Below are 24,865 nucleotides of genomic sequence, written 5' to 3'. Positions count from 1 at the left end.
CGCAGCAGCGCGCTGCGCGCAGACGGATTCCCCGGACGGAACAGGACCCTCATCACCGTGACTGCACTGACCCTCAGTACTTCTTCCGCCGCGACGCTGCGTGCGGATGCCGTCGTCGTCGGCGTGGCCAAGGGCGCCAAGGGCGTCGTTGTCGCCCCCGGCGCGGAAGCCGTGGACAAGGCCTTCGGCGGCAAGCTCGCCGCCGTGCTGGAGACCCTCGGCGCGAGTGGTGCCGAGGGCGAGGTGACCAAGCTGCCCGCCGCGGACGGCCTCAAGGCGCCGGTCGTGCTGGCGGTCGGCCTGGGCGAGGCGCCGGGCAAGGACGACGGCTACGGCCACGAGGCGCTGCGGCGCGCCGCGGGCAGCGCCGCCCGTGCGCTGGCCGGCAGCAAGAAGGCCGGTTTCGCGCTGCCCGTCGAGGACGCCGAGGCGGCCGCCGCGGTGAGCGAGGGCGCCCTGCTCGGCGCGTACTCCTACGCCGCGTCCCGCAACGGCAACAGCGCGCAGAACGGCAAGGGCGCCAAGAAGAACGACGCCAAGTCGGCGCCGCTCGGGGAGGTCGCGCTCCTCGGCGGCAAGCCGCGCGACAAGGAGTTCAAGGCCGCCGCCGCGCGCTCCCAGGCGCTGGCCGAGGAGATCAACCGCGCCCGCGACCTGATCAACCTGCCCCCCAACGACCTCGACCCGAAGTCCTTCGCGGCCGAGGCGCAGGCGGCGGCCAAGGAGTTCGGCCTCAAGTTCGAGGTGCTCGACGAGAAGGCCCTCAAGAAGGGCGGCTACGGCGGTCTGCTGGGCGTCGGCCAGGGCTCCCAGGCCCCGCCGCGGCTGGTGCGGATCGCGTACACCCACTCCAAGGCATCCAAGACCCTGGCGCTGGTCGGCAAGGGCATCACCTACGACTCGGGCGGCATCTCGCTCAAGCCGGCCGGCCACAACGAGACCATGAAGTGCGACATGAGCGGTGCGGCCGCCGTGTTCTCCGCGGTCGTGGCCGCCGCCCGGCTCGGCCTGGAGGTGAATGTCACCGGCTGGCTGGCGCTCGCCGAGAACATGCCGTCCGGCTCCGCCACCCGTCCCGGTGATGTGCTGCGCATGTACAGCGGCAAGACCGTCGAGGTGCTCAACACCGACGCCGAGGGCCGCCTGGTACTGGCCGACGCGCTGACCCGCGCCTCGGAGGAGTCGCCGGACGCGATCGTGGACGTCGCCACCCTGACCGGTGCGATGGTGCTGGCGCTGGGCCACCGCACCTTCGGGATCATGGCCAACGACGACGCTTTCCGTACCTCGGTGCACGAGATCGCCGAGGAGGTCGGCGAGCAGTCCTGGCCGATGCCGATGCCGTCCGAGCTCCGCAAGGGCATGGACTCCCCGGTCGCGGACCTCGCCAACATGGGCGAGCGGATGGGCGGCGGCCTGGTCGCCGGGCTCTTCCTCAAGGAGTTCATCGGCGAGGGCATCCCCTGGGCGCACCTGGACATCGCCGGCCCGGCCTTCCACGAGGGCGCGCCCTGGGGCTACACCCCCAAGGGCGGCACGGGATCCGCGGTGCGCACCCTGGTCCGGCTCGCGGAGCGCACCGCCGCGGGCGACCTGGGCTGACGGCCGGGCCGGGGAGCCTCCCCGGCGCCCGCTCCCTCCGACGGCCCCGGGCGGTCCGCCCGGGGCCGTCGGCGCGTGCGGATCCCCGTTCGCCCTCGACGAAATCCGCACGGTCATACGCATCAGTAACCCGTACGGGGCGGCTGATCACCGTCTCAGTGCCCGGCCCGCCGTCCCGGCTTCGTGGAACAAGTGCGAAGATGGGTTCTCGGCAGGACAGGGCCCCCCTTACCCAGGGCCGAAGTAAAAGCGGCCGAACCACAGCCGCCGTCCGGTCATTGGAGACCGGCTCCGGCGTACCCATGCATGGAGGACGTGACGTGGCGAACGACGCCAGCACCGTTTTCGACCTAGTGATCCTCGGAGGCGGTAGCGGTGGTTACGCCGCTGCCCTGCGCGGGGCGCAGCTGGGCCTGGACGTCGCCCTGATCGAGAAGGGCAAGGTCGGCGGTACCTGCCTGCACAACGGCTGCATCCCCACCAAGGCTCTGCTGCACGCCGGTGAGATCGCCGACCAGGCTCGTGAGAGCGAGCAGTTCGGTGTCAAGGCCACTTTCGAGGGCATCGACATCAAGGCGGTCCACAAGTACAAGGACGAGGTCATCTCGGGCCTGTACAAGGGCCTGCAGGGCCTGATCGCCTCCCGCAAGGTGACGTACATCGAGGGCGAGGGCCGGCTGTCCTCCCCGACCTCCGTCGATGTGAACGGCCAGCGTGTCCAGGGCCGCCACGTCCTGCTGGCGACCGGCTCCGTGCCGAAGTCGCTGCCGGGCCTGGAGATCGACGGCAACCGCATCATCTCCTCGGACCACGCGCTCACGCTGGACCGCGTGCCGAAGTCCGCGATCGTGCTGGGCGGCGGCGTCATCGGCGTCGAGTTCGCCTCCGCGTGGAAGTCCTTCGGCACCGACGTGACCATCATCGAGGGCCTCAAGCACCTCGTCCCGGTCGAGGACGAGAACAGCTCCAAGCTGCTGGAGCGGGCCTTCCGCAAGCGTGGCATCAAGTTCAACCTCGGCACCTTCTTCGACAAGGCCGAGTACACCGCCGACGGCGTGAAGGTCACCCTCGCCGACGGCAAGACCTTCGAGGCCGAGGTGCTGCTGGTCGCGATCGGCCGCGGGCCGGTCTCGGCGGGCCTGGGCTACGAGGAGCAGGGCGTCGCGATGGACCGCGGCTACGTCCTGGTCGACGAGTACATGCAGACCAACGTGCCGACCATCTCGGCCGTCGGTGACCTCGTTCCCACCCTCCAGCTCGCGCACGTCGGCTTCGCCGAGGGCATGCTGGTGGCGGAGCGGCTGGCCGGTCAGAAGACCGTGCCGATCGACTACGACGGCGTGCCGCGCGTGACGTACTGCCACCCCGAGGTCGCTTCGGTGGGTATCACCGAGGCCAAGGCCAAGGAGCTGTACGGCGCCGACAAGGTCGTCGCTCTCAAGTACAACCTCGCGGGCAACGGCAAGAGCAAGATCCTCAAGACCACGGGCGAGATCAAGCTCGTCCAGGTCAAGGACGGTGCCGTGGTCGGCGTCCACATGGTCGGTGACCGTATGGGCGAGCAGGTCGGTGAGGCCCAGCTGGTCTACAACTGGGAGGCCCTGCCGGCCGAGGTTGCGCAGCTCGTGCACGCGCACCCGACGCAGAACGAGGCTCTCGGCGAGGCCCACCTGGCCCTGGCCGGCAAGCCTCTCCACTCCCACGACTGACCTCAGTCCCGGGCGCGACCACATCCGCACCACACTTGTAAGGAGCAACTGAAACCATGGCGGTTTCCGTAACCCTGCCGGCGCTCGGCGAGAGCGTCACCGAGGGCACCGTCACTCGCTGGCTCAAGGCCGAGGGTGAGCGCGTCGAGGCCGACGAGCCGCTGCTCGAGGTGTCGACCGACAAGGTCGACACCGAGATCCCGGCCCCGGCCGCCGGCGTCCTGACCGCCATCAAGGTGGCCGAGGACGAGACCGTGGAGGTCGGCGCCGAGCTGGCCGTCATCGACGACGGCACCGGTGCGCCGGCTGCCGCTCCGGCGCCCGCGGCTGCCGAGGCGCCCGCCGCCGAGGCACAGCCCGAGCCCGAGCCCGAGCCCGCCCCGGCCCCCGCGGCCGAGGCCCCCGCCCCCGCCGCTGCCCCCGCGGGCGGCGCCGAGGGCACCGACGTCGTCCTCCCCGCGCTCGGTGAGAGCGTCACCGAGGGCACCGTCACCCGCTGGCTGAAGGAGGTCGGCGAGGAGGTCCAGGCCGACGAGCCGCTGCTGGAGGTCTCCACCGACAAGGTCGACACCGAGATCCCGGCGCCGGCCTCCGGCACCCTCCTGGAGATCGTCGTCGGCGAGGACGAGACCGCCGAGGTCGGCGCCAAGCTCGCCGTCATCGGTGCCGCCGGTGCCGCCCCGGCCGCCGCGCCGGCTCCGGCCGCCCCGGCCCCTGCCGCCGCTCCGGCCCCGGAGCCCACCCCGGCTCCGGCTCCGGCTGCTGCCGCCCCGGCGCCCGCCGCCCCGGCCGCTCCGGCTCCGGCCCCCGCGCCGGCTCCGGCCGCCCCGGCCCCGGCTGCCGCCCCCGCCGCCCCGGCTCCGGCCGCCGGTGAGGGCGCGTACGTCACCCCGCTGGTGCGCAAGCTCGCCGCGGAGAACGGCGTCGACCTCGCCACGGTCAAGGGCACCGGCGTCGGTGGCCGTATCCGCAAGCAGGACGTCATCGCCGCCGCCGAGGCCGCCAAGGCCGCCGCGCCGGCCGCCGCCGCTGCCCCCGCCGCGTCGAAGGCTCCGGCCATCGAGGCGTCGCCGCTGCGCGGTCAGACCGTCAAGATGCCGCGGATGCGCAAGGTCATCGGCGACAACATGATGAAGGCCCTGCACAGCCAGGCGCAGCTGACCTCCGTGGTCGAGGTGGACATCACCAAGATCATGCGGATGCGCAACCAGGCCAAGGACGCGTTCGCGCAGCGTGAGGGCGTCAAGCTCTCCCCGATGCCGTTCTTCGTCAAGGCCGCGGTCCAGGCGCTGAAGGCCCACCCGGTCATCAACGCCCGGATCAACGAGGACGAGGGCACCATCTCCTACTTCGACACCGAGAACGTCGGTATCGCGGTGGACGCGGAGAAGGGCCTGATGACCCCGGTCATCAAGGACGCCGGTGACCTCAACATCGCCGGTATCGCCCGCAAGACGGCGGACCTGGCGGGCAAGGTCCGCGCGAACAAGATCACGCCGGACGAGCTGTCCGGTGCGACCTTCACCATCAGCAACACCGGTTCGCGCGGCGCCCTGTTCGACACCGTCATCGTGCCCCCGAACCAGGTCGGCATCCTGGGCATCGGTGCCACCGTCAAGCGCCCGGTGGTCATCAACCACCCGGACCTCGGCGAGACCATCGCGGTGCGCGACATGACCTACCTCGCGCTCTCCTACGACCACCGTCTGGTGGACGGCGCCGACGCCGCCCGCTACCTGACCACGGTCAAGCAGATCCTGGAGGCCGCCGAGTTCGAGACCGAGATCGGTCTCTGAGTCCCGGCAGTCACGCGGCAGGCGTGTCCTGAGGGTCGGCCCCGGTTCGTACGAGCCGGGGCCGGCCCTTTTGCGTCCCCGGCCCGGGACGGCCCGGGGGTCCGCGCCCGGCCCCGCCGCGTCTCCAGGACCGCCTCCCTCGCGCCTCCCGGATAATGGCCCTCCTGCCACCACCCGCTCTGAAGGAGCACCTCATGACCCCGCCCGTCGTCCATTCGCTGCGCGAGCAGATCCGCGAGCACATCCTCGAGGGGATCGTCAGCGGCCGCTGGCAGCCGGGCGAGCGGATCGTGGAGCGGCGGATCGCGGTGGAGCTGGAGGTCAGCCAGACGCCCGTACGGGAGGCGCTGCGCGAGCTGGAGTCGCTGCAGCTGATCGAGTCGGCGCCGAACAAGGGCGTACGGGTACGGAACCTGACCGCCGACGACCTCAAGGAGAGCTACCCGGTGCGGGCCGGGCTGGAGCAGGTGGCCGCCGAGCTGGCGGCGGGGCGGCTGGCCGAGCACACCACGGCGCTGGAGCGGGAGGTGGAGGCGCTGCGCGAGGCGGATCTGACGGGTGACGGGGAGGCCCAGGTGCGGCACACCGTGGCCTTCCACCGGGAGATCGTGCGGGCGGCCGGGAACGCCGTCCTGCTGCACACCTGGGAGTCGCTGGGCATCGAGGTCTGGACGACGCTGTCGATCCGCTGGTTCAGCCCGGAGCCGCGCTCGCACGCCCAGGACCACCAGGAGATCGTGGACGCGTTCCGGCGGCGCGATCCGAAGATCGGCGCCCTGCTCAAGTCGCATGTGCTGAGCTGCGCACCCCGGGTCTGAGGCGGGTCCGGGAGGGGCCGGCAGGCCCTCTGTAGGACTGGCACGCGGTGCCCGAAATTACGGCACCCCGTGCCGACCTGCGGTTTTTCCTTCGTTGAGCGTTGATCGATCATCGATCAGAGGCGTATCGTCCTCCTTCGGGGCGCGACAACCCTGCCTGCCGAACTCGTAGGGGGTGTCGTCAAGGCCGCCGTCCACCCTGAGGACGCGGCCCGATCGCGACGACACCCCCGAGCTACCTCCCGTCCGGAAAGGGGCCACCCATGCCCGATCCCGTGCGCCTGCCGTACAGCCAGCTCGACCAGCTCCCGGACCGCGACCCCGAGGAGACGACCGAGTGGCGCGAGTCGCTCGACGCCGTCACCAAGGCGGCGGGCCCGCATCGCGCCGCGTACCTGATGCGCCGTGCCCTTGAGCACACCGCGCGCACCGAGGGCACCGCCCTGCCGTCCCTCCTGGAGACGGACTACGTCAACACCATCCCGACCTCCGCCGAGCCCGCCTTCCCGGGCGACGAGGCGATGGAGGCCAGGATCACCGCCTGGAACCGCTGGAACGCCGCCGCGATGGTCACCCGCGGCTCCGCGCTGGGCCTCGGCGGCCACATCGCCACCTTCGCCTCCGCCGCCTGGCTCTACGAGACCGGCTTCCAGCACTTCTTCCGCGGCAAGGAAGGCGACGGCAGCGGCGACCAGCTCTACATCCAGGGCCACGCCTCCCCCGGCGTCTACGCCCGCGCCTTCCTCGAAGGCCGCCTCACCGAGGACCACCTCGACCGCTTCCGCCAGGAGACCGGCGGCGAGGGCCTGCCCTCGTACCCGCACCCGCGGCGGCTGCCCTGGCTGTGGGAGTTCCCCACCGTCTCCATGGGCCTCGGCCCGCTCTCCGCGATCTACCAGGCGCGCTTCAACCGCTATCTGGAGCACCGCGGCATCAAGGACACCGCCAACTCCCACGTCTGGGCCTTCCTGGGCGACGGCGAGATGGATGAGCCCGAGTCGACCGCCGCCCTGGCGCTGGCCGGCCGTGAGGGCCTGGACAACCTGACCTTCGTCATCAACTGCAACCTGCAGCGCCTCGACGGTCCCGTCCGCCCCAACTTCAAGATCGTGCAGGAGCTGGAGGCCCAGTTCCGCGCGGCCGGCTGGAACGTCGTCAAGTCGCTGTGGGGCCAGGCCTGGGACGAGGTCTTCGCGCTCGACACCGACGGCGCCCTGATCCGCCGCCTCGGCGAGACCCCCGACGCGCAGTTCCAGACGTACGCCACCCGCGACGCCGCCTACCTGCGCGAGCACTTCTTCGGCGCCAACGACTCCCTGAAGGCCCTCGCCGACCGGCTGACCGACGCCAAGCTGCTGGAGCTGTTCCAGACCTCCCGCGCCGGCCACGAGCCGCGCAAGGTGTACGCCGCCTACAAGGCCGCCGTCGAGCACCAGGGCGCGCCGACCGTCATCCTGGCGCAGACCGTCAAGGGCTACACCCTCGGCACGGGCTTCGAGTCCCGTAACGCCAACCACCAGATGAAGAAGCTCACCATGGCGGAGTTCCGCACCATGCGTGACGTCCTCGAACTCCCCATCCCGGACAGCGCGCTGGAGGGCGACCAGGTGCCGTACTGGCGCCCCGCCGACGACTCCCCCGAGATGGTCTACCTGCGCGAGCGGCGCGCGGCCCTCGACGGCCCGGCCCCCGCCCGCAAGGTCGTCGCCAAGCCGCTGCCGATGCCCGCCGACAAGGCCTTCGACGCGCTGAAGAAGGGCTCCGGAAGCCAGGAGATCGCCACCACCATGGCGTTCGTCCGGCTGATCAAGGACCTGATGCGGGACAAGGAGACCGGCAAGCGCTGGGTCCCCATCGTCCCCGACGAGGCCCGCACCTTCGGCATGGAGTCGCTCTTCCCGACGGCCGGCCTCTACTCCCCCAAGGGCGCGACGTACGACCCGGTCGACCGCGACCAGCTGCTCTGGTACAAGGAAGCCAAGGACGGCCAGATCCTCAACGAGGGCATCACCGAGGCCGGTTCACTCGCCGACTTCACCGCCGCCGCGACGTCCTACGCGACGCACGGCGAGCCGATGATCCCCTTCTACATCTTCTACTCGATGTTCGGCTGGCAGCGCACCGCCGACCAGTTCTGGGCGCTGGCCGACCAGTTGGGCCGCGGCTTCGTCATCGGCGCGACCGCCGGCCGTACGACGATGACCGGCGAGGGCCTCCAGCACGCCGACGGCCACTCGCACCTGATCGCCTCCACCAACCCGGCGGCGCTCTCCTACGACCCGGCCTTCGCCTACGAGGTCGCGGTCATCGTCAAGGAAGGTCTGCGCCGTATGTACGGCCCGGACGCCGAGGACGTCTTCTACTACCTCACGGTCTACAACGAGACCAAGGTCCAGCCGGCCATGCCGGAGGGCGTCGAAGAGGGCATCCTCAAGGGCCTCTACCGCTTCAACGAGGGCACCCGGCCCGAGGCCGACAGCCCGCAGCTCCAGCTGCTGGCGTCCGGCACCGCCATCCACTGGGCCCTGGAGGCACAGCAGCTGCTGGCCGCCGACTGGGGTGTGGCGGCGGACGTGTGGTCGGCGCCGTCCTGGACGGAGCTCCGCCGGGACGCCCTGGAGTGCGACGCCGCCCGTCTGGACGGCGAGGACCGCGTCCCGTACGTCACCCGTGCCCTGGCCGGCGCCCCCGGCCCGGTCGTCGCGGTCAGCGACTGGATGCGCGCGGTCCCCGACCAGATCGCCCCCTGGGTCGAGCAGGACTGGACCTCCATCGGCACCGACGGCTTCGGCCTCTCCGACACCCGCGAGGCGGCCCGCCGGCACTTCGGCGTCGACCCGCAGTCGGTCGTCGTCCAGGCACTGGCCGCACTCGCCCGCCGCGGCCAGGTCAAGCCGGAGACCGTCAAGGAGGCCAAGGAGCGCTACGGCCTCTGAGCCACGGGCCGCGCCCCGGCCTGTGACGCCCCGCCCCTCAGGGGCACCCCGATCTCCCGTGCGGAGGCCACCTTCCCGCGCCCGGGGCCTCCGCACGGGAACCCACCACCGGCCCGGCCGACCATGCCCTGGCTACGGCCGGGCCGGGCTTTATCGTTTGCGGTTTGCGGTTTGCGGTTTGCCGTGGGCTGGGGCCGTTTCGCCTACGGGTTGTGGGTGGTGGGTCGGAGGGGACGCCCGGTAACCCTCCCCCAGCCTTCGGCCGGGAGGTGCCCCCACGGCGCGGGCGACGCGGGTCCCAGAGGTCCTTCACCCCGTTGTTCGCTCCGGGTCCTGCGGGCGGCTCACCGGACATCCCCTCCGACCGCCGTACGTACGCGGCTCTCCCGCCGTACCGATCACCGTCACCAGCCCCATGCAGCACCCCTTGGCAGGGACCTGGCCATTCCGCCCGTTCATTGGGCGCGGGCCGAGGTGGGTCTCGACGGACGGTGTCACCGGCCGGCAGTCGGCAACGCTGAACGGTTGGAGGGGATGTACCGGTGCCCGCCCGCAGGACTGGAGCGAACGCCGGGGCAATCAATCCCACGGACCCGCGTCGCCCGCGCCGATGGGGGCACCTCCCGGCCGAAGGCTGGGGGAGGGTACCGGTGCGTCCCCTCCGACCCCCGCGGCAACCACACACCCCGCAAAACACCAGCCCCCACCAACCCGCACAGCCCAGAAGCAAGTGACGGACCGGCCGCGCCACGAAGGGGCGCGGGGAACGGCGCGACCAGCCACAACCCCACCCGCAGACAAGCAACTGTCAGTACCCCCCGGCATGATGGAGACATGCGTGCTGCGCGGCTGATCAAGATGGTGTTGCTGCTCCAGGCGCGGCCGTCGATGACGGGGCCCGAGCTGGCGCAGGAGTTGGAGGTTTCCGAGCGGACGGTCGCCCGGGACGTCCTCTCGCTCTCCGAAGCGGGGGTGCCCGTATACGCGGACCGTGGCCGGGCGGGCGGCTACCGCCTCATAGGCGGCTACCGCACCCGCCTCACCGGCCTCGGCCGCAGCGAGGCGGAGGCGCTCTTCCTGTCGGGGGTGCCCTCCGCCCTGCGCGAGATGGGGCTCGCGGACGCCGCGTCCGCCGCCCGGCTGAAGGTCTCCGCCGCCCTGCTGCCGGAGCTGCGGGACGCCGCGACGGGCGTCGCCCAGCGCTTCCATCTCGACGCACCCGCCTGGTATCAGGAGCCCGAGACCCCCGCCCTGCTGCCCGACATAGCCGACGCGGTCTGGGACGACCGCCGGATCACCGCCCGCTACCGCCGCAAGGACACCGAGGTGGAGCGGGAGTTGGAGCCGTACGGCCTCGTGCTGAAGGCGGGGGTCTGGTATCTGGCGGCGCGTACGGAGGGGGACTTCCGCGTCTACCGGGTCGACCGGTTCACCGCCGTGGCGCTCACGGAGCGCGACCGGGCCTCCGGAGCCGAGGCTGCCGGGGAGCGGTTCACCCGTGAGGCGTCCTTCGACCTCCCGGCGTTCTGGGCGGAGCGGGCGGCGCAGTTCGCCCGGTCGATCCTGCATGAGGAGGTGGTGCTGCGGCTCTCCGCGCGCGGCGTCCGCCAGCTGCCGTACGTCACCGAACGCGCGGCGGCCCGCGAGGCGATCGCCCGGGCGCAGACCGAGGGCGGCCCCGACGAGCAGGGCCGGCTGACGGTCACCCTCGCCGTGGAGTCCGCCGACGTCGCCTACGCCCAGCTGCTGGGACTCGGCCCGGAGGGCGAGATACTCGCGCCCCCCGGGCTGCGCGCGCAGTTCGCCGCTGCCGCCCGGCGGACAGCCGCGCTGTACACGTGACCGGGGGGGCCGAGCGGCCTCGCCGAAGCCCGGTGCAGCCGCGCCCCAAAGGGGCGCGGGGAACTGCGCGCCCAGCGACGACGAACGCCGCAGCCGACAAACCGCCCCCGCGGAAGGCGTAGGGCCGAAGGGCCCATGCTCCAATGTCGGCGCGCCCCGCAGGGCTACCGGTAGTCGGCCGCGCTCCCCTCCTTCCCGCCGAAGACCACATCCGCGAAGTAGCCGAAGGCGTCGGGTCGTGAGCCATCGGTGTCGGTGAAGTCGTACTCCTGCGCCAGCTGACCGCTGGAGAGCGACTGGCCGCTCCAGCGTGCCTTGTCCGGGTCGGCGGCCAGCGCGCGGACACCGCGGCCGATCAGGGCCGGCGACTCGGCGATGGCGAAGTGCGGCTCCTTGGCCACCGCGTCGCGCCAGGTCTCCTCCGTCACCCCGAAGTGGTCCAGCATCTCCTCGGACCGCAGAAAGCCGGGGGTGAGCGAGACCGCCGTGCCGCCGTACTCCTTCAGCTCGGCGGCGAGGCCGAAGGCCATACGGTGCGGGGCGTTCTTGGTGAGGTCGAAGCAGAGGTTCTCGCGGTAGGTGCGGTTGAAGGTGTCGGTGCCGTCGGTGACTTCGATGACCAGGCCGCCGGGCCGCCGGATCAGCAGCGGCAGTGCGTAATGGCTGGTGATGACGTGGGTGTCGATGCCGAGACGGAACATCCGCAGCCCGTTCTCCAGGTCGAGGTCCCACAGCTTGGTGTTGAACTCGAGCAGCCGGTCACCGCCCCAGACGCTGTTGACCAGCACATCCAGCCGTCCCTGCTCCCGGTCGATGCGCTCGGTCAGCGCCTTGACCTGCGCCGGGTCCAGATGGTCGGTCGGTACGGCGATACCGATGCCGCCCGCGGCGGTCACCAGCTCCGCGGTCTGCTCGATCGTCTCCGTGGGCCGGCCGACCTCGCTGGTCCGCTCCCGGGTCGTCCGCCCCGTCACATAGACCAGGGCCCCGGCCCGGCCCAGCTCCACCGCCATCGCCCGGCCGGCGCCCCGGGTCGCCCCGGCGACCAGCGCCACCCGTCCCGCCAGTTCTTTCCGTCCGGTCACGTACGCCACTCCTCGCTGTCAGGTGCCTTGCCTCTGCAACGGCGACCCTGACAGCGATACCCGACACCTTCTGTCCGGATTCAGCGCGCACCGCACGGCAATCCGTCCACCGGCTACGGATGCGGCGCCCGTACGCTCCCCCCGCTCCGCAGCCGCCCGACGACCTCCGCCGGGGTGTCCGGCCCGGCCGGTGCGGCGAGGGTGCGCTCCGCGGCGGTGGCGCGGACCCCGCCCGTGGCATCGAGTCCGCCGACCTCCTGGCTGCCGGCCGCGAGCAGATACCACTTGCCGGACTTCGCCCGCCAGTGGATGTCCCCCACCACATCGGGCCCGAAGCGGCTGCAGGCAGCGGTGTTCACGGCCCGTCCGGCGATCCGCCCGGGGTCGGCCGGGCGCGCGGCTGGCGGCACGAACCGCAGGGTCACACTGCCGGGCCCGCGCCAGGTGTCGGCGCGGGTGCACACCCAGGTCGCGCTGCCGCCGTCCTCGGGGAGCCGCTGCTGGGCGAACTCCCAGGTGTTGACGGAGCGTACGCCGGCGCCCCGCAGCGACCCGAGCGAGCAGGCCGTACGGGCCCAGCTCCGCAGCGCGGGCGCGCCGGTCGCCTCGCCCGGCGCGCCGGCCGGTGCGCCGCCGGACGGCGGGGGCCCGGAGGTGAGGGAGACGGGGACGAGATCGTCGAGGTCGGCCACCAGGAAGGCGGCGTTCCGGCCGGGCGCCACGATCCGCGTCGAGGGCCGGAGCTGGGCCACCGGCCAGCGCCCGCAGCCGGCGCCCGCCGGGGGCGGGATCGGGATCCGGTCGGTGACCCCATCGGGGGCGACGTGCAGCCCGTGCGGCGGGGCGGCCGGCGCCGGCAGATCGCGGGTCGTGATCTCGGAGATCCACGGCGCGAGCAGATAGCGCATCCAGCCGTTGCCGCGCCCGATCACCAGCGCGGCAGCGGTTGTCAGATCCGCACCGTCGACCCGGGCGAAGTGCAGTGTGGGCGTGGCGTCTTCGGGCTCGGCGTAGCGGACCAAGCGCTCCCCGTCGTGGAGGACCACCACCATGACGTTGTCGATCAGGCCCGCGTACAGCAGCTGCGGCGGATGGCCGGGCGGCCGGGTGGAGGTGCCCGCGGCCGCCGTGATCCGGGCGTCGGGGGGCGGCGCCGCCCAGACCCGCAGGGCCCGTGCCAGCAGCTTCCGGTCGCCGGCCTGCCGGCCGCGGACGGGCCAGGCGGTGAAGTCGACCCGGGAGGTGTCCGTCCACTGCTCGTTGGGGGTGCGCAGCAGCCGGTCCGGGTCGAGCGCCTGCTGGGCGGCGGTCTCGGCGCGCCCCGCCCGGTCCGTGCCGGGCCAGGACCCGGCCACCGCCGCGCCGATCGCGAGTACGGCCGCCACCGCGGCTACCGCCCGCACCCGCTGCCGGCGGCGCAGCAGGTCCGTCGGCCGGGTCTGCACCATGCACGGGTCGAACTCCCCCGAGCTCAGCAGGGCGGCCGCCCCTGCCCCGGTCTCGCGGTCGAGCTGCGCGGCCGCCCGCTGCGCCGCGTCCGGGTCCTCGGCCCCGGCCCGCGCCAGCACGGCGCGCGCGGCATCCTCGTCCAGGCCTTCCAGGTGCCACAGCCCGAGGGCGGCCCGTACCGCTGCCGGGGCGGCGGAAAGCGCCTGGTCCAGGGCGAGTTCATCGGCGCCGCCGGCCCGCGGGAAGAGCCGCAGCCCCCAGACCAGGGGCAGGGCCGGCAGTGCCCGGACCGGCTGTCCCTCGTAGGCCAGTGCCAGCCGCAGGGCCCGTTGCCGCACCAGGTCGTAGCCGGACTCGGGGGCCGGGCCGCGCTGGGCCGGCAGCCCGCCGTCCGGGCGGCGCAGCCGGGTCCGGGGCAGCGCGCGCTGGACCAGACCGTGTGCGGTCAGGACCCGGCGGTGGCGGCCCGTCGACGGGGGCAGTACGAGGTAGGTGAGGCGGACGAGCCGTGGATAGTGCTCGACGATGGCCGCCTCGGCCCGTTCGACATCGGCCCGGGTGCGTTCGTCCATGGGCATGGCCTGGAACAGCCCTTCGCGAAATGGGGGATATACGGTCGTTTGCCGTTGCACGCCTTCCAACGAGTGATTCTTGGGACGGTCACAAGACGGATCACCGACCGGGGTGCGCGAGCGGCGATCCGAACACCCCGTCACCCTTCCGGACGGCCCGTCACCAATCCGGATAACGACCCCCTCGCATCCGGGGTACTCCGCATGCGGCGGGCGCCGGCAGGGCAGATGCTGGAGCGGTGATGGACGAGACGGAGTTCTGGGAGCTGATCGACGGCTCCCGCGAGGCCGCTGAGGGCGACCCCGAGGAGCAGGCCGACGCACTGGTCGAGCGGCTGCTCGGGCTCGACCCTGACGCCGTCGTGGACTTCGCCCGCCACTTCGAGGCCCGCTACAACCGGGCGTACTCCTGGGATCTGTGGGCCGCCGCCTCCGTGATGCTGGGCGGCGCCAGCGATGACGCCTTCGACTACTTCCGCTGCTGGCTGATCGGCCAGGGCCGGGAGGTCTTCGAGGGCGCGCTGCACGACCCGGACCAGCTCGCCGAGCTGGTGGACGACTTCGACGAGACGGTGGACGGCGACGCCGAGGAGCTGGGCTACGCGGCCGACGAGGCGTACGAGCAGATGACCGGCGGGGTGATGCCGGACCTGGAACTGCCCCCGCCGCCCCGCGAACCGCTCGGCACCTACCTCGACTTCGACGACGACCAGGCCATGGCGGAGCGCTTCCCCACCCTCTGGGACCGCTTCAAGCCGTAGGGCGTGCCGCGGGCCGGTGGCGGCTTCCGGCCAGGGATGCCGCCACCGGTCCGCCGCTGCGGGCAGTATGGATCCATGCGGATCGCGATCACCGGCTCGACCGGACTCATCGGCACGGCGCTCGTACGGTCCCTGCGCAGCGGGGACACCTCCCGGGCCGGGGGCCCAGGGGGAGGCCATGACGTCGTCCGGCTCGTCCGGCGTGCGCCCACGGCCGCCGGTGAAGTGCGCTGGGACCCCGAGCGGCAGGAGGTCGACACCGCCGGACTGGCCGGCTGCGATGCGGTGGTCCATCTGGCCGGCGCCGGGGTCGGCGACCACCGCTGGACGGCCGCCTACAAGCAGGAGATCCGCGACAGCCGGGTACTGGGCACCCGGGCCATCGCCTCGGCCCTCGCCGCCATGGACACCCCGCCGCGGGTCTTCGTGTGCGGCAGCGCGATCGGCTACTACGGCGACACCGGCGACCGGCGTACGGACGAGAGCGCGCCGGCCGGCCACGGGTTCCTGCCGGAGGTCTGTACGGCCTGGGAGGACGCCGCGAAGCCGGCCCAGGACGCGGGTATCCGTACCGTCTTCGCCCGCACCGGTCTGGTCGTGGCGCGCTCGGGCGGCGCCTGGGGCCGGCTCTTCCCGGTCTTCCGGCTCGGTCTGGGCGGGCGGCTCGGCGACGGCAGCCAGTACTGGAGCTTCATCTCCCTGGACGACCACATCGCGGCGCTCCGCCATCTCCTCGACACCGAGGACCTGGCCGGGCCGGTCAACCTCACGGCGCCGGAGCCGGTCACCAACCGCGAGGTGACCGCCGTGATGGGCAAGGTGCTGAACCGCCCCACGCTGTTCTCCGTCCCTGCGCCGGTGCTGCGGACCGTCCTCGGCGAGTTCGCCGGTGACGTGCTGGGCAGCCAGCGGGTCATCCCGCAGCGGCTGCTGGACTCCGGGTTCTCCTTCCGCCACCCCCGCATCGTGGAAGCGGTCCGGGCCGCCGCCTGACCGTCCACGGCGAGACCCGCCCGGCCACCACGGCAAGCCGCGGCCAAGGGCGCTCCGGCACGCCCCCGGGCACCCCCGTCGCACGGGCCGCCCCCTCCCTGCCCGTCACCTCACACCCACGACTCGGCATCTCTCGCAGCTGTACCGGGCATGACACTCGGTGCCGCCATTTGGGACCGACCTCGGGAGGGGCAAGTGCTGCGCACCGCATCGGCCGTGGACGTCGTCATCGTGGGAGCCGGCCCGGCCGGACTCGCCGCCGCCCGCCATCTGACCGGCGTAGGGGTGTCGGTCACCGTCCTGGAGGCCGCGCCACGGATCGGCGGCCGGTCCGTCACCGACCCTCTCGACGGCTTCCGGCTGGACCGCTGCGCGCGGCCGCTGGCCGTCTCCGCCGCCGAGCTGCGCCGCACACCGGGGCTCGGCGAGCTGACACTGCGTCCGTTCGCCCCCGGCCCGATCCTCCACAACGGCCAACGGGCGCAGCGCATCAGCGCACCCCGGAGCACCAGGGGCGCCCTCGCCGCGGCACGCGCCCTCTCGCGCGCCGACCGTCGTACGGAGCGCCGGACGGACCGTCAGGCGGGTCGTCAGGCGGGCCGCCAGACAGGCCGTCTCGCCGACCAGTGGGGCGAGCAGGAAGCGGACCGGCGTACGGACCGCCGCGCCGACCGCGCCGCCGTCGCCTCCGTCACTCCCCACGCCTCCGCCACCCACGCCCCGCCCGCCGACCGCCCGATCCGCGACGCCCTGGCGGGCCGCCCCGCCTTCCCGCCGCGCACCCATGACGCGCTGCTGCGGCCCCTGCTGGGCGCGCTGCTGTGCGATCCGCAGCTGCGGGGCTCCAGCCGGGGTGCCGCGGCGGCACTGCGCGCCTACGCCGAGGGCCGGTTGTGGCTGCCGGCCGGCGGCGCCGCGGCCGTCCCCGAACTGCTCGCCGCCGCGCTGCCCCCCGGCACGGTCCGTACGTCCGTGCAGGTCACCGCCGTCTCCACCACCGGCGTCAGCACCGCGGAGCACGGTCATGTCCCGTGCCGGGCGGTGCTGGTGGCGACCGGCGCACGCGAGGCGGCCGAGCTGCTGCCGGGACTGCGGGTGCCCGCCTTCCACCCGGTGACCGTTCTGCACCACACCGCGACGGTGGCCCCGGGAGGCCGCGGCGCTGCGCTGCGCGACACGGCGCTGATCCTGCCGACCGACGGCCCGGTCGCCTACACCTACGTCGCCGGCGCGATCGACCCGTCCCGTACGCCGCCGGGCCGGTCCCTGATCACCACGGCCGTGCACGGGGCCGCGGCGGCGCTGCCGGTGTCCGTGCTCGACCGGGCGGTCCGGCCGCAGCTCGACCGGATCTACGGCGCGCACACCGCGGACCGGCAGCTGCTGACCGCCCATCACGACCCGTACGCGGTCCCCGCGATGCCCGCACCGTACGACCCGGAGCGCCCGGTGCGGGTGCTCGCCGGTCTCTATGTGTGCGGCGACCACCGCGACACCAGCACGCTCCAGGGCGCCCTGAACTCGGGACGGCGCGCGGCCCGCGCCGTCCTCCAGGACTTCGGCCTGCCCGCCCTCACGACGGAGCCGGACACCCTGCCCACGGCGGCCTGACCTCCGGGCCGGGCCCCTGGGCTGCCCCGGGGCCCGGCCGGGGGTCACCCCAGCGCCGCCACCCGTTCCCGGTACCCCCGGACCGCCGCCGCGTCCCGGTACGGCTCCAGGCGGCGCTCGAACTCCCGGACGTACTCGTGGGCCCGTACGGACCGCATCTCGGAGGCCTGGAGCGCGGCCTCGGCGCCCAGCGTGCAGGCCTGCTCCAGCTCTCCCAGGCCCAGCCGCGCGGTCGCCAGCACCACGCGGCAGAAGAGCCGGCTGCGGGCGAAGCCGGCCGCGCGCAGCTGGAGGGAGCGTTCGGCGTGCTGGGAGGCCGCGCGGTACTGCTGGAGATCGCGGTGGCAGTGCGCCAGCTCGTCGGCCAGCTGGGCCTCGTCGAAGAAGCGCGCCCAGTACGGGGTGTCGTCGCCGGGGCGGACGGTCTCCAGCGCCCGCTCGGCGCGGGCCAGCGCCGCCGTACAGGCCCGGACCTCGCCCAGGACGCCATGGCCGCGGGCCTCCGCGGAGTGCAGCAGCGCCTGCACCGTGGGCGGCGCGCTGCTGCCGATGCCCTGCTGGGCGACGCGCGCCAGCTGGACGGCCTCTCTGCCGTGCCCCAGATAGACGGCCTGCCGGCTCATCGTCACCAGGACGTAGGACCCGTACGCCCGGTCGCCGGCCGCCTGGGCCAGCCGCAGGGCCTGGACGAAGTACCGCTGCGCCAGACCGTGGGCCGCGATGTCGTACGAGGTCCAGCCCGCCAGCCGGGTCAGATCGGCGGCGGCGGCGAACAGCCGGCGGCCGGTGGCCTCGCCGTAGGTGCCGCGCAGCATCGGCTCGGCCTCGTGCTCCAGATAGCGCACCAGGGCCTGCCGGGCGTGGCCGCCGCCGTAGGCGTGGTCCAGCGCCCGGAAGAGCTCGCCGACCGAGCGCAGCGCCGCGATGTCACCGGAGGTGACCCGGGAGCCCTGGGTGCGGTCGACCCGGTCGTTGCGGCGCTGCCGCGGCACCGTGACCCGGCTCTGTGCGGGCACCCGGCCCGCGCCCTCGGGCTGGGCCTCACCGCGGGCGACGCGTTCGTCGGCGCGGCCGATCAGCCAGTCCCGGCTGGGCACCACCAGCCCGGCCGGGGTGAAGGCGATCTTGCGGAGCTCGGCGTGGCTGCCGGAGTCCTTGCGCCACAGGCCGCTGACGATGTCCACCGCCTCGCTGGGGGTCGCGGCGAATTCGAGTCCGGCGTACACCGGCGCGCAGGCGTCCAGGCCGAGGTCCTGGGCGGACAGCCGGCGCCCCAGCCGGCGGGTGAACACCTCCGCGATGAGCGCGGGGGTGGTGCCTCTGGGCTGCTGGCCGCGCAGCCAGCGGGTCACCGACGTCTTGTCGTAACGGAGGTCGAGGCCGTGCTCGATACCCAGCTGATCGACGCGTCTGGCCAGCCCGGCATTGGAGAATCCGGCCTCGGCGATGAGCGCGGCGAGCTGGCGGTTGGGCGTGTGGTGCGGGGGTCGTTCCGTCATCAGCTTTACCGGTCTCCTGCCTTCCGGGCCGCACTGCCGGGTTCGGCGGACCCTGTCCGGCATGCTCAGCGCCCTTGTGGAACGGCGTGAATGTAACGGCCTTCGGCGGCCCATTCGCGGCCTGTGACCCGCGTTCATCCGATCGTGTGAGCAGGGACGCACCGGCCGGGACAGCGGCCGCCTGCGGGGACCGGGGACGGCGGCCGTAGAGTGGCATGGGCGCGAAGTGGCATCAACGTTGCAGCAAAGTGCAACAGAGGTTCGAAGAGGAGCTGCCGTGACTGCGATCTCTCGGGGGGAGACCCCCGCACCCGAGGGGCTGCGCTTTGTGCATCTGGGCTTCGGCGCCGACGCCGTGGAGTACGAATCCGCCTGGCAGGAGCAGCGCCGGGTGCATGCCGCCCGGTTCGCCGACGAGGTGCCCGACACCTGTCTGCTGCTGGAGCACCAGGCCGTCTACACCGCCGGACGGCGTACCTCCGACGACGAGCGCCCGCTGGACGGGACCCCGGTCGTCGACGTGGACCGCGGCGGGAAGATCACCTGGCACGGGCCCGGCCAGCTGGTGGGCTACCCCATCCAGAAGCTGCCGCGCCCGGTTGACGTCGTGGCCCATGTCCGCCGCCTCGAAGAGGCTCTGATCCGGGTCTGCGCCGAGTTCGGCGTCACGGGCACCCGGGTCGAGGGCCGCAGCGGTGTGTGGGTGCTGGGCGACCCGGTCGAGGAGCGGGCGGCCCTGGGCGGGCTGAATCTCGACTTCGACCCGCGGGTCACGGACGAGCTGTTCGACCCGCGGCTGAACGGCCCGGAGTACGCGCCGTCCAACGCCGGCCAGCGCCGTGAGGACCGCAAGCTCGCCGCGATCGGCATCCGCGTCGCCAAGGGCGTCACGATGCACGGCTTCGCGCTCAATGTGAACCCCGACAACACCTCGTTCGACAAGATCGTGCCGTGCGGTATCCGGGACGCCGGTGTCGCCTCCCTGGCCAACGAGCTCGGCCGCGAGATCAGCATCGCCGATGTACTGCCCGTGGCCGAGAAGCATCTGCGGGACGTCCTGGAGGGCGCCGAGCTGCTCCCCCGCGCGGTCTGACCGGCCGGCCGCCGATCATGCACCCCGCAGACCACCGGGAATGCGCCCCCGTCATACGGGGTTGCACCGCACGTAAAGACGTGCGAATCAACGGGCGTACCCTGGTGTACGCCGAAGAAACGAAGTCGTAGGGAGCCGGACGTGTCCGCAGTCGCACCCGACGGACGCAAGATGTTGCGCCTGGAGGTCCGGAACAGCCAGACGCCCATCGAGCGCAAGCCCGAGTGGATCAAGACCCGGGCCAAAATGGGTCCCGAGTACAACCACCTCCAGGGCCTGGTCAAGAGCGAGGGTCTGCACACGGTCTGCCAGGAGGCGGGCTGTCCCAACATCTTCGAGTGCTGGGAGGACCGCGAGGCCACGTTCCTCATCGGCGGCGACCAGTGCACCCGCCGCTGCGACTTCTGCCAGATCGACACCGGCAAGCCGCAGGAGCTGGACCGCGACGAGCCCCGCCGGGTCGCCGAGTCCGTGCAGACCATGGGCCTGAAGTACGCCACGATCACCGGCGTCGCGCGCGACGACCTGGAGGACGGCGGCGCCTGGCTCTACGCCGAGACGGTCCGGCAGATCCACGCCTCGATGCCCGACACCGGCGTCGAGCTGCTGATCCCCGACTTCAACGCGGTCCCCGAGCAGCTCGCCGAGGTCTTCTCCTCCCGCCCGGAGGTCCTGGCCCACAACGTCGAGACGGTCCCGCGGATCTTCAAGCGGATCCGCCCCGGCTTCCGTTACGAGCGTTCGCTGGACGTCATCTCCAAGTCCCGCGAGGCCGGTCTGGTCACCAAGTCCAACCTCATCCTGGGCATGGGCGAGGAGCGCGAGGAGATCAGCCAGGCGCTGCAGGACCTGTACGACGCGGGCTGCGAGCTGATCACGATCACCCAGTACCTGCGCCCGTCGGTGCGCCACCACCCCATTGAGCGCTGGGTCAAGCCCGCCGAGTTCGTGGAGCTGAAGGAAGAGGCCGAGGAGATCGGCTATGCGGGTGTCATGTCCGGCCCGCTGGTCCGCTCCTCCTACCGCGCCGGCCGCCTTTACCAGCAGGCTGTCGAGCGGCGCGAGGTCGAGGCGTCCAGTCAGGCGGTTTGACGCTCCCGGCGCGCCGTCTTGTGAAACGTGGCACATGCTGAGGACGCGGCCCGCACTCCCCCGGAACGGGGGGCGTGGGGGCCGCGTCAACGTTTCATTGGTGTTTGACCGGCAGGTCATCCGTTGGTAACACCTTTCGGTGACGATGGATGCACGCACCGCTCCCGCACCTCACTCCTGCTTCTCCGAACAGATCAGAGGGAGTCACCCACCATGCAGGCCGCGCCGCTCCGCGCCACCCCCGCCAGCCCCGCTCTCCCGCTCCCCTCGGTCACCGGCGCCCTGCGTGCCGTCGAGGCCGTCCTGATGCGTGGCGGGCAGCGCACCGCCCGCCGTAACGCCTGGACGTCCGTCCTGGAGGACCGCCGCCGCGCCAAGGACCGCCACGAGGCCGAGTACGTACTGGAGGCCGCGGCGACCCGGCGCCCGCACGCCACGTAAACTTCGCTGTATGGCGAGGAAGGCAAACTCAGACGGCGCTGCCGGCGCTGAGAACACCGGGCGGCTGAAGCAGATCGCCCTGACCTACAAGATGACCCGTCGGGTCGACTCCAAGGTCGGTCTTGTCGTCGCTGGTGTAGGCATCGTCGTATTCGGCGTTCTCCTTGCCATCGGCTTCGCGATCGGCCACCCCATCTACGCGGGGATCCTGGGCTTCGTCCTGGCCTTCCTCGCGATGGCGATCGTCTTCGGACGGCGCGCCGAGCGAGCTGCCTTCGGGCAGATGGAAGGCCAGCCCGGTGCGGCGGCCGCCGTGCTGGAGAACGTCGGCCGCGGCTGGACGGTCACCCCCGCGGTGGCCATGAACCGCAGCCAGGACGTGGTCCACCGTGCCGTCGGCAAGGCCGGCATCGTGCTGGTCGGCGAGGGCAACCCGAACCGTCTCCGTGGCCTGCTGGCCGCCGAGAAGAAGCGGATGGCGCGTACCGTCGCCGACGCCCCGGTCCACGACATCATCGTGGGCGACGACGAGGGCCAGGTACCGCTGAAGAAGCTCCGTACGACGCTGCTGAAGCTGCCGCGGGTACTGCCCGGCGCGCAGGTGACGGCCGTCAACGACCGGCTCAAGGCCCTGGGCGACCTGATGAGCAACATGCCGGTCCCGAAGGGCCCGATGCCGAAGGGCATGCGGATGCCCAAGGGCGGCGGCAAGATGCGCTGACCGCCCGCCGGCCGCACCACACCGGCCGCCGGACCGACACCCGACCGCACGACGACGCCCCGGGCCTTTGGGCTCCGGGGCGTTTCGTGTGCGGTGGGGCGCTTCGTGTGCGGTGGGGCGCTTCGTGTGCGGTGGGGCGGTTCGTATGCGGTGGGTGGGCGGCTCGCGGGCGGTGCGGGTGCGGCGAGGGCGTGGCTGGGGACTGGCCGCGCTGACTCCCCAACGGCTACGGCGTCCCGCCGCTCACAGACGGACCTGCCGACACGTGCGAGTCACAGACGGACCCGTACGGCATGTGCGAGTCAGAGACGGACCCGTACGGCATGTGCGAGTCAGAGACGGACCCGTACGGCATGTGCGAGTCAGAGACGGACCTGTACGGCACGTGCGAGGCGATCGTGCAGCCCCCGCCCGTCCCGGTCCCACACCACCGCCGGAATGACCACCACCAGCAGCACCGTGCGCAGCACGACCCGCGGCAGCGAGATCCGGCCACCGTCCTCGGCGATCACCCGCAGGCCCAGCAGCCGCTTGCCCGGGGTGAAACCGACCGTGCCGACCGTCAGCACGCTGAGCACCGCGAAGACCACCAGCGCCCAGTTGCTCGCCGCCTGCGCCTTACCGCCGCTGAGCAGGCCGTACGCGATCAGCAGGCACAGCGCCCAGTCGATGAAGAGCGCGGCGAAACGGCGTCCGGGGCGCGCGATCGAGCCCGGCCCCTCCTCCGGCAGCCCGAGCTGCTGCCCGCGGTGTCCGAAGTCGACACCCATGTCCTCGGCTGCCGCGCGGGGCCCGGAGATCCACGATCCGATTGCTCGCCTGTTGTCCACCCGACCACGGTACTGCGACCGCATACGTTCCCTTCGCGGAGGTCCGGTCGGGGTGGGGGCGGCGGACTGCGCGGACCGGGCACGAGGGGCCGTCCGGGAGGCACCGTCCAGAAGGGGCCAGGACGGCTCGGCGGGCCACGGGACGGGACGGCGGCAGCGGCCGCCCGGAACGCCCCTCTTTGGCGCACACTGGGAGGTAAGGGCGGCCGCCGCCGGTTAACCTCGGCGAAACAAATGGGTCATGCTTGGGAAATCCCGCCTGCCTATGGTCGGGCATCGCGCCACCGCACATGGTCGCGTTCCGAGTAGCAATCCCGCGTCCGCCGACCGGTGACCGGGCTAGGAGGAGTTGGATGTTCCAGAACGCCGACGAGGCCAAGAAGTTCATCGCGGACGAGGACGTGAAGTTCGTCGACGTCAGGTTCTGCGACCTGCCCGGTGTGATGCAGCACTTCACCATCCCGGCAAAGGCGTTCGACCCGGCCGAGGAACTCGCCTTCGACGGCTCCTCGATCCGCGGCTTCCAGGCCATTCACGAGTCCGACATGGCGCTGCGCGCGGACCTGTCGACGGCTCGCGTGGACCCGTTCCGCCGCGACAAGACCGTCAACATCAACTTCTTCATCCACGACCCGATCACGGGCGAGCAGTACAGCCGTGACCCGCGCAACATCGCCAAGAAGGCCGAGGCCTACCTCGCCTCCACCGGCATCGCGGACACCGCCTTCTTCGGCCCCGAGGCCGAGTTCTACGTCTTCGACAGCGTGCGCTTCGAGACCGGCGCGAACCAGTCCTTCTACCACATCGACTCCGAGGCCGGCGCCTGGAACACCGGCTCGGAGGAGAACAACCGCGGCTACAAGGTCCGGTACAAGGGCGGCTACTTCCCGGCCCCGCCGGTCGACCACTTCGCCGACCTGCGCGCCGAGATCTCCCTGGAGCTGGACAAGGCCGGCCTGGAGGTCGAGCGCCAGCACCACGAGGTCGGCACGGCCGGCCAGGCGGAGATCAACTACAAGTTCAACACGCTGCTCGCCGCCGCCGACGACCTGATGCTCTTCAAGTACATCGTGAAGAACGTCGCCTGGCGCAACGGCAAGACCGCGACCTTCATGCCCAAGCCGATCTTCGGTGACAACGGCTCCGGCATGCACGTCCACCAGTCCCTGTGGCAGGGTGGCGCGCCGCTCTTCTACGACGAGCAGGGCTACGCGGGCCTCTCGGACACCGCCCGCTACTACATCGGCGGCATCCTCAAGCACGCCCCGTCGCTGCTGGCCTTCACCAACCCGACGGTGAACTCCTACCACCGCCTGGTCCCCGGCTTCGAGGCCCCGGTCAACCTGGTCTACTCGCAGCGCAACCGCTCCGCGGCCATGCGTATCCCGATCACGGGCTCGAACCCCAAGGCCAAGCGCGTCGAGTTCCGCGCCCCGGACCCGTCCTCGAACCCGTACCTCGCCTTCTCCGCCCTCCTCCTCGCGGGCCTGGACGGCGTCAAGAACAAGATCGAGCCGGCCGAGCCGATCGACAAGGACCTCTACGAGCTCGCCCCCGAGGAGCACGCGGGCGTCCCCCAGGTCCCGACCTCCCTCCCGGCCGTCCTCGACGCCCTCGAGGCCGACAACGAGTACCTCCAGCAGGGCGGCGTCTTCACCTCCGACCTGATCGAGACCTGGATCGACTACAAGCGCACCAACGAAATCGCCCCGATCCAGCTGCGGCCGCACCCGCACGAGTTCGAGCTTTACTTCGACATCTAGAAAGTAAAGCTCGAACTCGGCAGTCGATGGAAAAGCTCAGAGCGGTTGCCTCCACTCGGGTGGAGGCAACCGCTCGTCGTCTGTCGCGACCCCTCTGTTTCACAGGCATCGAGAGCCCAGCTGAATTCGCTATGTGGCCCAGGCTGCAGATCAGATACGCGTCTGACTCGCCCACTGGGGTTCTAGTTCCTGCATTCACGGGAGAGCGGTATCGTCCGCGGGCGACTGCTCATTAGCCGTGGCAAGTTGCCG

The 24,865-nt window shown here is 72.2% G+C and carries 18 protein-coding genes; 14 read left to right on the top strand and 4 right to left on the bottom strand.

Annotated elements, in window-relative coordinates:
• Positions 1–57: 57 nt before the first annotated feature.
• The 6 genes from STRNI_RS30065 (at position 58) to STRNI_RS30040 (ending at position 10,703) form a co-directional block, all read left to right on the top strand.
• Positions 58–1,602, top strand: a complete 1,545-nt coding sequence (locus STRNI_RS30065; protein ID WP_018090120.1) for a leucyl aminopeptidase — start codon at positions 58–60, stop codon at positions 1,600–1,602.
• Between the two features lie 320 nt (positions 1,603–1,922).
• Positions 1,923–3,311 (top strand): dihydrolipoyl dehydrogenase, encoded by a 1,389-nt coding sequence (gene lpdA, locus STRNI_RS30060; protein WP_018090121.1) that lies wholly within the window; start codon positions 1,923–1,925, stop codon positions 3,309–3,311.
• Positions 3,312–3,367: 56 nt separating this feature from the next.
• The gene (sucB, locus tag STRNI_RS30055; RefSeq protein WP_159488506.1) at positions 3,368–5,107 is read left to right on the top strand and encodes a 2-oxoglutarate dehydrogenase, E2 component, dihydrolipoamide succinyltransferase; all 1,740 of its coding nucleotides are present in this window, start codon (positions 3,368–3,370) and stop codon (positions 5,105–5,107) included.
• Positions 5,108–5,301: 194 nt separating this feature from the next.
• A complete protein-coding gene (locus STRNI_RS30050; RefSeq protein WP_018090123.1) occupies positions 5,302–5,925 on the top strand; it encodes a GntR family transcriptional regulator in 624 nt (207 codons plus the stop codon).
• 263 nt (positions 5,926–6,188) lie between these two features.
• On the top strand, positions 6,189–8,861 hold the full coding sequence (gene aceE, locus STRNI_RS30045) for a pyruvate dehydrogenase (acetyl-transferring), homodimeric type (protein ID WP_159488505.1): 2,673 nt from the start codon (positions 6,189–6,191) through the stop codon (positions 8,859–8,861).
• 834 nt (positions 8,862–9,695) lie between these two features.
• Positions 9,696–10,703, top strand: a complete 1,008-nt coding sequence (locus STRNI_RS30040; RefSeq protein ID WP_159488504.1) for a helix-turn-helix transcriptional regulator — start codon at positions 9,696–9,698, stop codon at positions 10,701–10,703.
• A 164-nt stretch (positions 10,704–10,867) separates the two neighbouring features.
• Here STRNI_RS30040 and STRNI_RS30035 read toward each other — a convergent pair whose 3' ends face one another.
• Both STRNI_RS30035 and STRNI_RS30030 read right to left on the bottom strand, forming a co-directional pair.
• A complete protein-coding gene (locus STRNI_RS30035; protein WP_018090126.1) occupies positions 10,868–11,788 on the bottom strand; it encodes an SDR family oxidoreductase in 921 nt (306 codons plus the stop codon).
• Between the two features lie 113 nt (positions 11,789–11,901).
• Complete coding sequence (locus STRNI_RS30030) at positions 11,902–13,809, bottom strand: hypothetical protein (protein WP_277412363.1); 1,908 nt, start codon at positions 13,807–13,809, stop codon at positions 11,902–11,904.
• 242 nt (positions 13,810–14,051) lie between these two features.
• Between STRNI_RS30030 and STRNI_RS30025 the strand changes: the two genes are divergently transcribed.
• The 3 genes from STRNI_RS30025 to STRNI_RS30015 all read left to right on the top strand — a co-directional run bounded on the left by STRNI_RS30025 (position 14,052) and on the right by STRNI_RS30015 (position 17,174).
• Positions 14,052–14,570, top strand: coding sequence for a DUF4240 domain-containing protein (locus STRNI_RS30025; protein ID WP_093643304.1), 519 nt, complete (start codon positions 14,052–14,054; stop codon positions 14,568–14,570).
• A 75-nt stretch (positions 14,571–14,645) separates the two neighbouring features.
• Positions 14,646–15,563 carry a TIGR01777 family oxidoreductase gene (locus STRNI_RS30020; protein ID WP_277412362.1) on the top strand — a complete coding sequence of 306 codons (918 nt, stop codon included), beginning with the start codon at positions 14,646–14,648 and terminating at the stop codon, positions 15,561–15,563.
• A 195-nt stretch (positions 15,564–15,758) separates the two neighbouring features.
• Positions 15,759–17,174 carry an FAD-dependent oxidoreductase gene (locus STRNI_RS30015; RefSeq protein WP_277412361.1) on the top strand — a complete coding sequence of 472 codons (1,416 nt, stop codon included), beginning with the start codon at positions 15,759–15,761 and terminating at the stop codon, positions 17,172–17,174.
• Between the two features lie 44 nt (positions 17,175–17,218).
• Here STRNI_RS30015 and STRNI_RS30010 read toward each other — a convergent pair whose 3' ends face one another.
• On the bottom strand, positions 17,219–18,673 hold the full coding sequence (locus STRNI_RS30010) for an NsdA family TPR-like regulatory protein (protein ID WP_018090131.1): 1,455 nt from the start codon (positions 18,671–18,673) through the stop codon (positions 17,219–17,221).
• Positions 18,674–18,950: 277 nt separating this feature from the next.
• Here STRNI_RS30010 and lipB point away from each other — a divergent pair, with 277 nt between their 5' ends.
• The 4 genes from lipB to STRNI_RS29990 all read left to right on the top strand — a co-directional run bounded on the left by lipB (position 18,951) and on the right by STRNI_RS29990 (position 22,020).
• Entirely contained in the window at positions 18,951–19,766 is an 816-nt protein-coding gene (gene lipB / locus STRNI_RS30005; protein ID WP_051104145.1) for a lipoyl(octanoyl) transferase LipB, read from the top strand.
• A gap of 141 nt (positions 19,767–19,907) precedes the next feature.
• Positions 19,908–20,858, top strand: coding sequence for a lipoyl synthase (lipA, locus tag STRNI_RS30000; RefSeq protein WP_018090133.1), 951 nt, complete (start codon positions 19,908–19,910; stop codon positions 20,856–20,858).
• 213 nt (positions 20,859–21,071) lie between these two features.
• Entirely contained in the window at positions 21,072–21,299 is a 228-nt protein-coding gene (locus STRNI_RS29995) for an SCO2195 family GlnR-regulated protein (protein WP_018090134.1), read from the top strand.
• Positions 21,300–21,309: 10 nt separating this feature from the next.
• Entirely contained in the window at positions 21,310–22,020 is a 711-nt protein-coding gene (locus STRNI_RS29990; protein WP_018090135.1) for a DUF4191 domain-containing protein, read from the top strand.
• A 362-nt stretch (positions 22,021–22,382) separates the two neighbouring features.
• Here the strand turns inward: STRNI_RS29990 and STRNI_RS29985 are convergent, their stop codons facing one another.
• The gene (locus tag STRNI_RS29985; RefSeq protein ID WP_274735143.1) at positions 22,383–22,850 is read right to left on the bottom strand and encodes an RDD family protein; all 468 of its coding nucleotides are present in this window, start codon (positions 22,848–22,850) and stop codon (positions 22,383–22,385) included.
• Positions 22,851–23,203: 353 nt separating this feature from the next.
• Between STRNI_RS29985 and glnA the strand changes: the two genes are divergently transcribed.
• Positions 23,204–24,613, top strand: coding sequence for a type I glutamate--ammonia ligase (glnA, locus tag STRNI_RS29980; protein ID WP_018090137.1), 1,410 nt, complete (start codon positions 23,204–23,206; stop codon positions 24,611–24,613).
• Positions 24,614–24,865 lie beyond the last annotated feature (252 nt).

Origin of the sequence: Streptomyces nigrescens, assembly GCF_027626975.1 — a bacterium.
Taxonomy (GTDB): domain Bacteria; phylum Actinomycetota; class Actinomycetes; order Streptomycetales; family Streptomycetaceae; genus Streptomyces; species Streptomyces nigrescens.
Note: the sequence above shows the minus strand (reverse complement) of the source record. Positions and strands in the feature narration are given on the sequence as shown.

What these genes read in the sequence shown, in the direction of transcription:
- STRNI_RS30010 (WP_018090131.1), bottom strand. Translation starts at nt 18,673, where the DNA reads ATGACGGAACGACCCCCGCACCACACGCCCAACCGCCAGCTCGCCGCG.
- STRNI_RS29995 (WP_018090134.1), top strand. Translation starts at nt 21,072, where the DNA reads ATGCAGGCCGCGCCGCTCCGCGCCACCCCCGCCAGCCCCGCTCTCCCG.
- STRNI_RS30030 (WP_277412363.1), bottom strand. Translation starts at nt 13,809, where the DNA reads ATGGACGAACGCACCCGGGCCGATGTCGAACGGGCCGAGGCGGCCATC.
- STRNI_RS30040 (WP_159488504.1), top strand. Translation starts at nt 9,696, where the DNA reads ATGCGTGCTGCGCGGCTGATCAAGATGGTGTTGCTGCTCCAGGCGCGG.
- aceE (WP_159488505.1), top strand. Translation starts at nt 6,189, where the DNA reads ATGCCCGATCCCGTGCGCCTGCCGTACAGCCAGCTCGACCAGCTCCCG.
- STRNI_RS30020 (WP_277412362.1), top strand. Translation starts at nt 14,646, where the DNA reads ATGCGGATCGCGATCACCGGCTCGACCGGACTCATCGGCACGGCGCTC.
- STRNI_RS30050 (WP_018090123.1), top strand. Translation starts at nt 5,302, where the DNA reads ATGACCCCGCCCGTCGTCCATTCGCTGCGCGAGCAGATCCGCGAGCAC.
- glnA (WP_018090137.1), top strand. Translation starts at nt 23,204, where the DNA reads ATGTTCCAGAACGCCGACGAGGCCAAGAAGTTCATCGCGGACGAGGAC.
- STRNI_RS29990 (WP_018090135.1), top strand. Translation starts at nt 21,310, where the DNA reads ATGGCGAGGAAGGCAAACTCAGACGGCGCTGCCGGCGCTGAGAACACC.
- STRNI_RS30025 (WP_093643304.1), top strand. Translation starts at nt 14,052, where the DNA reads ATGGACGAGACGGAGTTCTGGGAGCTGATCGACGGCTCCCGCGAGGCC.
- sucB (WP_159488506.1), top strand. Translation starts at nt 3,368, where the DNA reads ATGGCGGTTTCCGTAACCCTGCCGGCGCTCGGCGAGAGCGTCACCGAG.